The 13,225-nt window shown below is 72.6% G+C and carries 10 protein-coding genes; 9 read left to right on the top strand and 1 reads right to left on the bottom strand.

What is annotated here, in order from left to right:
• Positions 1-603 precede the first annotated feature (603 nt).
• From ABTY61_RS39625 to ABTY61_RS39660, 8 genes are all read left to right on the top strand, one after another.
• Positions 604-2,490: an Ig domain-containing protein gene (locus tag ABTY61_RS39625; RefSeq protein ID WP_350510084.1), complete on the top strand. Its 1,887-nt coding sequence runs from the start codon at positions 604-606 to the stop codon at positions 2,488-2,490.
• A 135-nt stretch (positions 2,491-2,625) separates the two neighbouring features.
• Complete coding sequence (locus ABTY61_RS39630) at positions 2,626-3,078, top strand: hypothetical protein (protein ID WP_350510085.1); 453 nt, start codon at positions 2,626-2,628, stop codon at positions 3,076-3,078.
• Positions 3,079-3,240: 162 nt separating this feature from the next.
• Positions 3,241-4,434, top strand: a complete 1,194-nt coding sequence (locus tag ABTY61_RS39635; RefSeq protein WP_350510086.1) for a serine hydrolase domain-containing protein — start codon at positions 3,241-3,243, stop codon at positions 4,432-4,434.
• A gap of 57 nt (positions 4,435-4,491) precedes the next feature.
• On the top strand, positions 4,492-5,277 hold the full coding sequence (locus ABTY61_RS39640; protein WP_350510087.1) for a MerR family transcriptional regulator: 786 nt from the start codon (positions 4,492-4,494) through the stop codon (positions 5,275-5,277).
• A gap of 284 nt (positions 5,278-5,561) precedes the next feature.
• Positions 5,562-6,113 (top strand): CGNR zinc finger domain-containing protein, encoded by a 552-nt coding sequence (locus ABTY61_RS39645; RefSeq protein ID WP_350510088.1) that lies wholly within the window; start codon positions 5,562-5,564, stop codon positions 6,111-6,113.
• A gap of 213 nt (positions 6,114-6,326) precedes the next feature.
• Positions 6,327-7,274, top strand: a complete 948-nt coding sequence (locus ABTY61_RS39650; protein ID WP_350510089.1) for an ABC transporter ATP-binding protein — start codon at positions 6,327-6,329, stop codon at positions 7,272-7,274.
• A complete protein-coding gene (locus tag ABTY61_RS39655; protein WP_350510090.1) occupies positions 7,271-8,644 on the top strand; it encodes an ABC transporter permease in 1,374 nt (457 codons plus the stop codon). The genes ABTY61_RS39650 and ABTY61_RS39655 overlap by 4 nt, the downstream gene beginning before the upstream one ends.
• 91 nt (positions 8,645-8,735) lie before the next feature.
• On the top strand, positions 8,736-11,486 hold the full coding sequence (locus tag ABTY61_RS39660; protein WP_350510091.1) for a bifunctional YncE family protein/alkaline phosphatase family protein: 2,751 nt from the start codon (positions 8,736-8,738) through the stop codon (positions 11,484-11,486).
• Positions 11,487-11,553: 67 nt separating this feature from the next.
• Here the strand turns inward: ABTY61_RS39660 and ABTY61_RS39665 are convergent, their stop codons facing one another.
• Positions 11,554-12,447, bottom strand: coding sequence for an NADP-dependent oxidoreductase (locus ABTY61_RS39665; RefSeq protein WP_350510093.1), 894 nt, complete (start codon positions 12,445-12,447; stop codon positions 11,554-11,556).
• A gap of 88 nt (positions 12,448-12,535) precedes the next feature.
• Between ABTY61_RS39665 and ABTY61_RS39670 the strand changes: the two genes are divergently transcribed.
• The gene (locus tag ABTY61_RS39670; protein WP_350510092.1) at positions 12,536-13,138 is read left to right on the top strand and encodes a TetR/AcrR family transcriptional regulator; all 603 of its coding nucleotides are present in this window, start codon (positions 12,536-12,538) and stop codon (positions 13,136-13,138) included.
• Positions 13,139-13,225: the final 87 nt, after the last annotated feature.

Genomic DNA, 13,225 nt, shown 5'->3' on the forward strand with positions numbered 1-13,225 from the left:
GTAGGGCCGGAGCACGGTCGGGCGCCAGCGGGACCGCCCCTGACCTTGCCCTGAGCCACCCCTGAGCCGGGTCGGGGCGAGCAGGGCCGGCCAGAGCTGGAAGCGGTCCTGCACGGAGGCCGGGGAGCGGTCGGCGGCGGTACCGGTGCTGCTCTCCGTCGTCCCGTGTACCCGGCCCAGCGGCTGTCCGCGGACAGCGCTGCGGCCCGGCCGTGGCGAACCGGTCGGCCGGAAATGCTGCAATGTTGAAACGGCGACGTTTCACTGAATGTCGAAACAGTCTTCCGACCGTTATTCAGTGAATGTCGCAGGCCGTGAATTGATCCGGCATCAGGCACTTCACCTGCCCGAACGCCGTTCTTAATGTTTCCTTACCCTTAGCCGTTGACCACCGTTCATCAACTCTGCTTTCCTTCATGCCCAAGCAGATGGCGCGCCGAAAGACCGTCAATTCCGGCTGTCCGGAAGATACGTCCGGATTCGGCGTCCGGTGGATTCCGTCCGCTGCTCCTTCCCCACAAAGGGATCGTTCGCGGCCCCCCAGTCGCAATGGGCGATCGGTAACCAGAGAGGCACCCTCACCCCATGGGTCACTCCCCCAGAATGAGGCGCGCGAAGTACGCGGCGCTCACCGGCATGGCGTCCCTCGCGCTCGCCGCCGCCGGCCTCGCCGGTGCGGCCGGACCGGCCGCCGCGCAGTCCATCTCGAGCTCCTCGGGCAGCGTCAACAACGAGTTCAACCCCTGGAGCCCGCAGAACGGCCACCCGTACCGCCACGGCGCGGTGCCGGGCAAGCAGCAGCACGAGAAGTACAAGCAGTGGCTCGCCGCCCACAACCAGGCCGCGGCCACCGGCCAGCAGACGCTGTCCTACGGCGGCGGCGTCGACGGCATCGGCGTGCAGAGCGGCCACTCCAAGGTCTACCTGGTGTTCTACGGCACCCAGTGGGGCACCCAGACCACCGACGCCAACGGCAACGCCAAGTTCTCCGGCGACTCGGCCGGTGCGGCCGGTGCCACCCAGCAGATGTTCAAGGGCATCGGCACCAACGGCGAGACCTGGTCGGCCGACCTGACCCAGTGGTGCGACGGCCCCAACGTCGCCTCCGGCGCGGTCAGCTGCCCGGCCAACGCCAACTTCATCCCGTACCAGAGCGGCGGCGTGCTCTCCGGCGTCTGGTACGACAACGCGGCCGCCTCGCCCGCGCAGGCCACCGGCAACCAGCTGGCCCAGGAGGCCGTCGCGGCCGCCGGCCACTTCGGCAACACCACGGCCGCCTCCAACCGCGACGCGTACTACATCATCCTGTCGCCGCACGGCACCAACCCGGACGACTACCAGAACCCCACCACCGGGTACTGCGCCTGGCACGACTGGAACGGTGACACCACCCTCAACGGTGGCGCGGCCAACTCGCCCTACGGCGACATCGCCTTCTCCAACCAGCCGTACAACATCGACCAGGGTGCCAGCTGCGGCGTCGGCTTCGTCAACTCGCCCGGCACGCTGGACGGCTTCACGATGACCCTCGGCCACGAGTGGCACGAGATGATGTCCGACCAGAACCCGGCCGGCGGCTGGACCAACCACGTCTCCGGCAGCTCGTACAACGGCCAGGAGAACTCGGACGAGTGCGCCTGGATCAAGCCCGGCTCGGCCGGCGGCGCCGCCAACGTCTCCTTCGGTTCCTTCGGCTCCTTCGCCGAGCAGGCCAGCTGGTCGAACGACACCAACTCCTGCGCCATCACGCACGCCATCCTGAACCACGGCAACACCAACACGGTCACCGTCGCCAACCCGGGCAACCAGTCCGGCACCGTCGGCACCGCGGCCAGCCTGCAGATCAGCGCGAGCGACTCGGCCTCCGGCCAGACCCTGAGCTACTCGGCCACCGGCCTGCCCGCCGGCCTGTCGATCAACTCCTCGACCGGTCTGATCTCCGGCACCCCGACCGCCGCCGGCACCTCCAACGTGACGGTCACCGCGACCGACACCACGGGCGCCGCGGGCAACACCACCTTCAGCTGGACCGAGTCCGGCGGCTCGGGCGGCGGCAACGCCGTCACCAACGGCGGCTTCGAGAGCGGCAACCTGAGCAGCTGGACCGCCGCCGGCTCCACCTCCGCCACCGCCGCCGCCGCGCACAGCGGCAACTACGGTGCCATGGTCGGCTCCACCAACCCGACCGGCGACTCCTCGCTCGCCCAGACCTTCACCGCGCCGTCCGGCTCCAGCAAGCTGTCCTTCTGGTACAGCAACACCTGCCCGGACACCGTGACCTACGACTGGGCCACGGCCACGCTGAAGGACAACACCACCGGCACGACCACCACGGTCCTCGCCAAGACCTGTGCCGCCACCGCGAACTGGACCAACCAGACCGCGACCGTCACCCCGGGCCACTCGTACACGCTCACCCTGAGCAACCACGACGACAACTACCCGGGTGACCCGACCTACACCTACTACGACGACGTGACCGTCTCCTGACGATCGCCTCCGCTCTACGCACCGGGGTGGGCCTCGCGCCCGCCCCGGTGTGGTTTTTCTGCATTTGGGGGGATCCGATCCGGCGTCCCGTGCGTCGAACCGGTACCGCTTCCACCCCGGCACGAAGGAATCACCGTGACTCCGAGAAGACCCATCGCCCTCGCCCTCGGCTGCGCCGCCGCCCTGCTGGCCCTGGCGGGCTGCGGCTCCACCCACACGACGGCGGCGGCGTCCGCGCCGACGGCCACAGCGCTGACCACGCCGGCCGCCGTGACCGCCGACGAGAAGGCCGACCGCACCACGGTGAAGGTCGCCGTCGGCGCGACCGTCTCGGTCGAACTGCACGCCACCTACTGGTCCGCCGCCACCAGCTCCGCCCCCGACGTGCTCTCCCCGGCCGGCGCGCCGACCACCGTGCCGTCCCCCTCCTGCCGCCCCGGCGGCGGCTGCGGCACCGTCACCACCTCCTTCACCGCCCGCACGGCGGGGACGGCCCACCTGACCGCCTCCCGCACGGTGTGCGGCGAGGCTCTCAACTGCTCTCCGGACCAGCGCATTTACGACGTCACGATCGAGGTCACCGGCTGAGCCGGCGACTCCGGGCCATGGCCGCGCTGCGGTGCCCCGCCGTCGGGGTGCCGCAGCGCGGGTGTGAGCCGGATCACGCTTGAGGCCGCCCCTGGGGCAGGGTGGAGATTCGTCGTGGCAGCCGGACAGGGGTCCGGACCCGACGGATACCGAGGAGCACCCATGAGCACCGACCACGCCGACCACGCCGACCACGCCGACCACGCCGACCGATTCGCGGGGTCCGGCCAGGGGCCGGACCGGCCGGAGCTGCGGCAGGCGATCGAGGAGCTGGTCCGGTCCGGCTTCCTCGGGGTGCAGCTGCGGGTCAGCGACGAACGGGGCGCCTGGGTCGGCAGCGCCGGGGCGCGCGAACTGGGCGGCGATGCCGCGCCGCTGACCGACGGGCACTTCCGGATCGGCAGCAGCACCAAGAGCTTCATCGCGACCACCGTGCTGCTGCTGGCCGCCGAGGGGCGGATCGGCCTGGACGCCCCGGCCGACCACTACCTGCCCGAGTTCGGCCTGGACCACCGGATCACCGTACGGATGCTGCTGCAGCACACCAGCGGCGTCTTCAGCCACACCGGTGAGCTGCTCGAGGACGGCACGGTGGTGCCCGGCGTCCCGTGGCGGGGCAAGGAGTGGGTGGACCGCCGCTTCCACACCTACCTGCCCGAGGAGTTGGTGCGGCTGTCGCTGTCGCGGTCCCCGCGCTTCGAGCCGGGGGAGGGCTGGAGCTACTCCAACACCAACTACGTGCTGGCCCGGCTGGTGATCGAGCGGGCCACCGGCCGCTCCTTCGCCGAGGAGCTGCGCCGGCTGGTCCTGGCCCCGCTGGGGCTGACCGGGACCGTGGCGCCGGGCAGTTCGCCGGAGGTCCCCGAGCCGCACCACCACGGCTACTACCGCTACCCGGACGGCGGGCAGGAGCGGACGGTCGACGTCACCCGGCACGATCCGACCTGGGTCGCGGCCGGCGGCGACATGATCTCGACCACCCGCGACCTGCACACCTACTTCGCCGCGCTGATGGGCGGCAGGCTGTTGCCCGCCGGGCTGCTGGCCGAGATGCGCACGCCCGAGCGGCGGGTCGGCTACGGCCTCGGGCTGTTCGCCCAGGACCTGGGCCCGGCCGCCGGTACGGTCTACCACCACAACGGCGCCACCATCGGCTCGGCGGCGCTGATGTACGGCACGCCGGACGGGCGCCGGGTCCTGACGGCCGGTCTGAACTTCGTGGACGACCCGGAGATGTCCATCGCCGCGGGCTTCCAGAAGGCCCAGCAGCTGCTGGTGGGCGCGGTGTTCGGCGGTGAGCAGGCCGGGCCGTCCGAGCCGGCCGGGGAATCCGGGGAATCCGGGTCGGCGGGCTGACCGGCTGACCGGCTGGTCGACTGGCCGTCGGGCCCGATCGGACGAGAGGCTGAGCGCATGATGAGCGGAGTCACGATCGGGCAGGCGGCGGCATTCCTCGGCGTCTCGGTGAAGACGGTGCGGCACTACCACGAGCACGGGCTGGTCGAGGAACCGCCGCGCGACAGCTCCGGCTACCGGCGCTACGGCTCGGACGAACTGCTGCGGCTGGTGCAGGTCCGCACGCTGGCCACCGCCGGGGTGCCGCTGGCCGAGGTCGGGCCGCTGCTCGACGCCGACACCGAGCGGTTCGCCGCCGCCCTCGTCGACGTCGAGCGGCGGCTGGCCGAGCGGATTGCCGAGCTGGAGGAGCGCCGCGCCACGCTGCACCGCCTCGCCGAAGGCGACCGGGCCCTGCTGCCCGACCGCGCCTGCGCCGTCCTGGAGCGGATGGCCGAGCTCGGCTTCGGCCCGGACTACGTGTCCGGGCAGCGCGAGGCGCTGGTGCTGGCCCGGGTGCTGGTGCCGGGAGGCTTCAACGCCTTCCTGGCCCAGCTCGAACGGCAGCTGGACGACCCGGAGTTCGTCGAGCTCGCCCAGCGGGCCCAGGAGGCCGAGCAGTGGGAGCCGGACGACCCGAGGATCGAGGAGCTCGCCGCCGCCATGGCCGACCGCTACCTTGCCAACCCCGCGCTGCTGGCGGACCCGGCCGGACTGGAGGCCTGGAGCAGGGCCGCGACCCAGTACCGGCTGATCGACCGGCACCGCGAGGACGAGGTGCGGAACTCGGCCCGGCTGACCGCGTTGACCGAGGCCAGGCTGCGCTCCGCCGGGGCACCGGTGCCCCGGCTCCCACGCGGGTGAGCCGCGCCCGGTGAGCCGCGCCCGGTGAGCCGTGCCCGGTGAGCCGCGCCCGGGGCCGTGTCTGCGGGGCGGTCGGCAGGCCTGTGCCAAGCCCCGCCTGTCGATCATGAGTTGCCTTCCGGGAGGTGCGGGGACCGGCGCGAGAGACGGGTCGGGCGGAACGTTACCGGTCTGGACGGTGATGCGGCGGGCGACACGGCGTGGCCGCCGTCGGGACTCCCGCGGAAGCCCGCGGGAGGGCACCGGGCATTGCCTTCGGAGCGGTGACTGGTCAGTATGGTGACGTGATGCATGCCTTCCCCTGCGGGACCCTGCCCCTGGACTTCGTCGGCACGCTGCGCGCCCGGCGCAACGCCGCGCCGATGGAGAAGCTGGCCTCCCCCGAGCAACTGGACGCCTGGTTCGTGGAGTCCGGGATGCTCGACGGCGGCGCCGGCGCCGACGAGACCGACCTCGACATCGCCGTCGAGCTGCGCGAGTCGATCTACGCCCTGGTGGCCGCCCGGCTGGACGGCCGGCCGATGCCGGCCCGGGCGATCGCCGAGCTGAACCGGCACGCCGCCGGACTGCCGGTGACGCTGCGGCTGCACGCCACCGGTGCGACCAGGAGCGGATCCGTCTCCCAGGGCCTGGCGGCCCTGGCCCGGGAGGCCGTCGAGATCCTCGGTGGTGACGACGCCGCGCTGCTGCGCGAGTGCGCCCGGCCGGAGTGCACCCAGGTCTACCTCGACCGCTCCCGCGGCCACCGGCGCGAGTGGTGCGCCATGCGGACCTGTGGCAACCGGGTCAAGGCCGCCTCCTACCGCGCGCGCCGGCACGGCGGTGCCGAGGGCTGACGCCCCATCCAGGGATCGGTTCCCCGCCCTCGCTCCACCGAGTACCGGACCATCACCCTCTGAGCCCTCCGGACCCGCTGAGCGGGGCGACCGCAGCCGCTCGGCCGGACACCCCGCGGTCGACCCTCTGCTGTTCCATCGGAGTTCAACCGCGCGCTCCTGACTCCACCCCGGCAACCCCCTACCTTCCCTGGTGGACTGCGAGAAGGAGCCATGGAAGACACGCAACCTGTCGTACGGGCACGGGGATTGACGAAGTGCTTCGGTGACGTCGTGGCACTCGACGGGGTCGGGCTGGAGCTGCTCCCCGGGCGGATCCACGGGCTGGCCGGGCCGAACGGAGCCGGGAAGACCACCCTGCTCGGGCTGCTGCTCGGGCTGGCCGTCGCCGACGGCGGCGAGCTGGAGGTGCTGGGCAGACCGGTCGGCCGGGCCCTGGCGGCGCCCGACGGCGTGGCCGGGTTCGTCGACGGGCCCGGCCTCTACCCGTCGTTGACCGCGCGGAGGAACCTGGCCGCGCTGGCGGCCCTGCGCGGCCAGGACACCGGTGCCGGCCGGATCGGCGAGGTGCTGTTCGAGGTCGGTCTGCGGGACGTCGCCGACGACCGGGTGCGGGGCTTCTCGCTGGGCATGCGCCAGCGGCTCGGCCTGGCCGCCGCACTGCTCACCCGGCCGCGGCTGCTGGTGCTCGACGAGCCCTCCAACGGCCTGGACCCGGCGGGCAAGCAGCACGTACACGGTGCTCTGCGCCGGCTCGCGGAGGACGGCGTCACCGTCGTCCTGTCCAGCCACCGGATGGACGACCTGGAGGCGCTCTGCTCCGAGGTGACGATCCTCGCCACCGGGCGGGTCCGCTTCTCCGGCCCGCTGGGCGAACTGGCCGCCGAGACCCGGGCGCTCGACCACCGGCTGCTCACCTCCGACCTGCGCACCGCCCGGCAGGTGGCCGCCGGGACGGCCGGGGTGACGGTCGTGGACGGGGTCGGGGCGTGGCGCGGAACGGAGGCGCTGGTGGTGCGCGCCTCCGGACCGGCCGTCGAGCAGTTGCTGGCCGGATTGGTCCAGGAGGGCGTACGGGTGCGCGAGGTCGCGCCCGTGGTGTCACCGCTGGAGGCCGCGTACCTGGCCCTCACCGATGGGCAGCAGGAGGACGGGCGATGAGCACGGTCACGGCCGGGCAGGCGGTGGCCGGTGCGGCCGCCGGATCCGGGGCGCGCCGGGTGCCGGTGGGCCGGGTGTACCGCTTCGAGCTGGTGAAGCTGGTCTCGCAGTGGCGGATCCGGCTGCTGGTGCTGGCCTGTTGGGCGCTGCCCGGGCTGTTCGTGGCCGCGGTCGCCCAGCAGGGGACACTGCCCTCCGACACCCTGTTCGGCCGCTGGATGCACGCCACCGCCTGGGCCGGCCCGCTGGTGGTGCTGGGCTTCGCCGGCTCCTGGGCGCTGCCGCTGCTGACCTCCGTGGTCGCCGGTGACGTGTTCGCCGCCGAGGACCGGCTCGGCACCTGGCGGCACCTGCTGGTGGCGGTCCGCTCGCCGCGCCGGATCTTCCTCGCCAAGGCCCTGGCGAGCGCCACCGTGATCGTCCTGCTGGTGGCCGGCCTGCCGGCCTCCGGCACGGTGGGCGGGCTCGTGGCGGTCGGGAACCAGCCGCTGGTCGGCGTCGACGGGCACCTGCTGGCCCCGTCGGACGCGGCCGTGAGCGTCCTGCTGGCCTGGACCGCCGCGCTGGCGCCGACGATGGCGCTGGCGTCGCTCGGGCTGCTCGGCTCGGTCATCCTGGGCCGCTCGCCGATGGGCCTGCTCGTTCCCGCGCTGTCCGCGGTCGCGATGCAGCTCGCGCAGACGCTGCCGCTGCCGGTGCCGCTGCGCCTGGCCCTGCCCGGCTATGCCTTCGTCTCCTGGAACGGGCTGTTCGTCGACCCGAACCGGCTCCAGGAGCTGCTGATCTCGGTCGCGGTGAGCCTGGTGTGGGTCGTGGTGGCGACCGGCGCGGCCTACCGGCTGTTCGTCCGGCGGGACTTCACCAACGGCGGCGAGGACGGCGAGAAGCGCCGCGCGCTCAGCCACGGGGTGCTGCCGCTGGCCGGACTGCTCGCGCTGACCACCGGGGTGGTCGCGGTGGCCGCGCCCTCGACGGGGTCGGGGATCAGCCGGGCGAAGGTACAGCGGTCGGTCTCCACCGTGTTCGCCCACCTCTACCGGCTGCAGACCGAGCAGCTGCACCGCCCCGCCGTCACCGAGGCCGACCTGCGGGTGAGCGCGGAGTGCGACCGCGGCGACGGCCAGGTCGACCCGGAGGGGCCGGGCAACGACTGGCGCTGCGTGGTCACTTGGCACCTGCCCGGCACCGAGGCCCCCGGCACGGCGGTCTATCAGCTGGACGTCGCCTCGGACGGGCGGGTGATGGCCGACGGTGACGGGCCGAAGGAGGTCAACGGCTACTTCCTGGTCCACACCGGGACCGGGGACGCGCCGAACCCGCTGTGGCAGTTCGACGGCCAGATCGACCTGCTCGACTCCTCGACGGACTGACCGGCCCGTCCGCCCACCGCACCTACCGCACCCACCGCACCCACCGCACCCCTCGCCCAGCACATTCACCTCCCAACGAAGGGCTGACGCCATGCAGGTAACGCGTCGTCGACGCGACCGGACGGAGCACCTGGTGCTCCTCGGCCGCCGGGCCGGCCGCCGGGCCACCCTGGCCACCGCGTGCATCACGGCGGTGGCCGTGGCCACGGGCGCGGCTTTCGCGACCACCCACCAGTTCGGCACCGACCAGGTCGGCCAGGTCACCGCCGACGGCCAGGTGATCTCCAGCGACCAGTACATCGCCCCCTACGGCGACCGGCTGGTCATCGACAACGGCAAGCTGATGGGCTCCCGGGTCAGCCCGGACGGTACCCATCTGGCGGCCTCGCTGGCCGACGGCGACGCGTCGCTGGTCGTCGTCGACCTCAAGTCCGGCAAGGTGCAGCAGCGGGCCGGCAAGGCCAAGACCGCCGACCTGCACCTGACCGTCGGCTCGGTCGGCCAGGAGGCCCCGGTCTACTCGCCCGACGGCAAGCAGCTGTGGCTCGGCCAGCTCGACGGCTACACCAAGTTCACCGTGAACGCGGACGGCTCGCTGGCGAACCCGGTGACGGTCGCCATCCCGGCCGACGGGGCCAAGCACGCGCTCGCCTCGGGCCTGGCGTTCTCGGCCGACGGCTCGACGGTGTACGCGGCCGTCAACGGGCAGAACCGGGTGGTCGAGATCAACGCGGCCACCGGCGCGCTCGGCCGGAGCTGGACGACCGGCACCGCGCCGCGCGGCATCGTGCAGGTCGGGCAGAAGCTGTACGTCAGCAACGAGGGCGGTCGCGCCGCCACCCCCGACGACGACACGCTCAACTCCTACGGCACCCAGGTGCCGGCCGACCCGGACACCGGCGCCGCCACCACGGGCACCGTCAGCGTGATCGACCTCGCGGACGCGTCCGGTGCCGTCGGCTCCATCGACGTCGGCCTGCACCCGACGGCCGTGTACGCCAAGAACGGGACGGTCTTCGTCGCGGACACCTCCTCCGACCAGGTGTCCGTGATCGACCCGGCCCGCGGCAAGGTGGTGCAGCGCATCTCCACCAAGCCCTGGCCGGAGGCCTCCGTCGGCTACGAGCCCACCGCGATGACACTCACCGACGACGGGCGCCTGCTGGTCACCCTCGGCCGGGCCGACGCGGTCGCCGTCTACCGCTTCACCAGCGCCCAGGAGCCGGTGGGCTACGTCGGCCTGCTGCCCACCGACTACTTCCCGGCGGAGATCACCACCGTCGGCTCCACGGTGGTCGTCTCCAACACCCGCGGCATCGACGCCCGGCGCCCCAACTCCACCGGCGCCCACAACACCCATGACACCACCTCCAGCCTGACCCGCTTCACCCTGCCCGCCGACAAGGAGATCCGCTCCCAGACGGACAGGGTCTTCAAGCAGAACGGCTGGACCAAGGGCGCGGTCCAGACGGCGGACCGGCACAAGGCGAAGCCCGTACCGGTGCCGGGCCGGATCGGCGACCCGTCGACGATCAAGCACGTCTTCCTGATCGTCAAGGAGAACCGGACCTACGACCAGGTCTTCGGCGACATCGGCAAGGGCAACGGCGACCCGAAGCTGGCCCAGTTCGGCGCGAACGTGACGCCCAACCAGCAGGCCCTGGCCAAGCAGTTCGGGCTGTACGACAACACCTACGACATCGGCACCAACTCCGCCGAGGGCCACAACTGGCTGATGCAGGCGGACAATCCGGAGTACACCGAGTCCTCGGCCGGCGAGTACGAGCGCAGCTACGACACCGAGGACGACGCCCTGGGCCACCAGCGCTCGGGCTTCCTGTGGACCGGCGCCCAGGCGGCCGGCCAGGACGTACGGGACTTCGGCGAGTTCCACCAGTTCCTCACCAAGCCCGACGGCGCGAACTGGCAGAACCTGTACTGCGACGCGAAGAACATGGACGCGACCGGCGACGACACCGCCTACCCGCTCAACTCCTCCTCGCCGATCCCCTCGCTGAACGACGTGTCGGTGCCCGGCTTCCCGAAGTTCGACCTGGACGTGCCGGACCAGTACCGCTACCAGGTCTGGAAGCAGGACTTCGAGCAGAACGGCCCGGCGGCCCTCAACATGCTGTGGCTGTCCAGCGACCACACCGGCGGTCCGGCCGGCCCGGCCGCGCAGGTCGCCGACAACGACCTCGCGGTCGGCAGGATCGTCCAGGAGATATCGCACAGCGAGTACTGGAAGGACACCGCGATCTTCGTGGCCGAGGACGACTCCCAGGCCGGCCTCGACCACGTCGACGGCCACCGCGCCCCGATCCAGGTCATCAGCCCCTGGGCGCAGCACGGCGCCGTCGACAGCCGCTACTACTCGCAGATCACCATGGTCCGCACCATCGAGCAGATCCTCGGGATCCACCCGATGAACCAGAAGGACAGCGCGGCCAGCCCGATGGCCACGGCCTTCACCGACAAGCCGGACTTCACCCCGTTCGACGCGGTGCCCAACCGCACCTCGCTGACCGACGGCCTCAAGACGCCGCCCTCCTGCGGCGTCGACGTGCCCGGTGCCCAGGACCGCAGCGCGACGGCGGCGCCGGTGACCGTCGCCCCGCCGGCGGCCGAGCAGGGCGTCGCGGCCCAGTGGGAGGACTGGAAGGCCAAGCAGCACCTGACCGGCCCGAACGCCGCGCCGGACCGCGCCAACCCGGCCCAGATGAACCACCTGACCTGGTATCAGACGCACAACTGGAAGGCCCCGTACCCGGGCGAGGACGCGATCCACGCCCCGAACGACGTCCCCGGCGCCTACATCCCCTCCGCGGAGAACGATGGCTGACACCCGGTGAGCGGCCCCGGACCGGCCTGCGCGCCGGTCCGGGGCCCGTCCCTTTCCCTCGCCGCCCTCACACCACGATCACCCGGCGTCCGCGGGTGTGCCCTGCCCGGCTGTCGGCGTGTGCGGCCGCGGCCTCGGCGAGCGGGTACGAGGTGTCGACCGGGATGTGCAGCCGCCCCCGGGCGATCAGGTCGGCGGCCTCGGCGAGTGCCGCCGGGACGCTCCCGGCCACGCCGGAGAAGCGGACCCCGAGTCCGGGCGCGGCGAGATCGGCGATGGAGACCACCTTCCGCGGATCCCCGGTCAGTTCGACGAGCTCGCGGATCACCCCGGAACCCGCCAGGTCCAGCGCGGCGTCGACCCGGCCGAGCTGGCGCACCCGCTCCACCCAGCCCTCGCCGTACGTGGTGGCGAGCGCGCCCAGGCCGCGCAGGTAGTCCTGGTTCGCGGCCCCGGCCGTGCCGATCACCGTGATGCCGCGGTCGCGCGCGATCTGCAGCACCGCCGAACCGACGCCCCCGGACGCGCCGCTGACCAGCAGCGTCTGCCCGGACCGCACCCCGACCTCGTGGAGCACCCGCAGCGCGGTCTCCACCACGGAGGGGTACCCGGCCGCCTCCTCGAAGGTCAGCCCCTCGGGCATCCGGGCCCAGGCGGACAGCACGGCGAACTCGGCGTAGGTGTCGACGCCCTCGCCGAACACCCGGTCACCGACCTCGACCCCCTCGACCCCGGCGCCGACCTCGTCCACCACCCCGGCCGCGTCCAGCCCGACCCCGGCGGGCAGTTCGATCGGATGGGCCCCCAGTACCTGGCCCTCCCGCAGTCGCCAGTCGACGGGATTCACCCCCGCCGCCCGTACGGCGATCCGGATCCGGCCGGGGCCCGGGCGGGGCACCTCGGCGTCCACGAGGCGCAGGACCTCGGGGCCGCCGAACGCGGCGAAGCCCACCTTCTTCATGGTCTTCCTGGTTGTCATGCGGCCGACCGTAACACTAACGGTTAGTATTTTGAAGCTGTTCCGTTTTCGTGGCTGATAGCATCACGGCATGACCGAGCAGACCGCTCCCGCCGAGCCGATCGGGCGCCGCGAGCGCAAGAAGGCCGCGACCCGCCGGAAGATCGCCGACACCGCCCTGCGGCTCTTCCTGGACCGCGGCTACGACGCGGTGGGCATCCGCGAGGTGGCCGCCGAGGCCGACGTCGCCGTCACCACGGTCTTCTCCCACTTCGCCGGCAAGGAGGCCCTGGTCTTCGAGCAGGACGAGGACTTCGAACAGCGCCTCGTCCGGGCCGCCACCGACCGGACCCCCGAGGAACCGCTGATCCCCGCGCTGCGCCGCGAGATCCACGCCATGGTTCGGCACTGCACCGCGGACGGCGCCGTCCCGATCTGGCGCCTGATCGACTCCTCGCCCGCCCTGCGCGCCTACGAGGAGTCGATGCGCCTGCGCCACGCGGAGTCCCTCGCGGCGGCCATCACCGCCCTCCCCGGTGGGCCCCGCACCCCGACCGCCTGCCGCGCGATAGCCCGCTTCACCGTCGACGCCTTCTCCCTGGCCCGCGACACCGCCGACCCGGCGGCCGCGGTGGACGAGGTCTTCGACCTGATCGACGCCGCCTGGGCCGCTCTCCCCGCCCTCCCCGCCTGACAGTGAGGATGTTCATGAGCGGTTCCCGGGCGGGTCTGACCCACCGCCTGACTGACCTCGGGTCCTCAACGGGATCTGTCGGCCTCG

Source organism: Kitasatospora sp. NPDC096128 (assembly GCF_040303105.1).
Taxonomy (GTDB): domain Bacteria; phylum Actinomycetota; class Actinomycetes; order Streptomycetales; family Streptomycetaceae; genus Kitasatospora.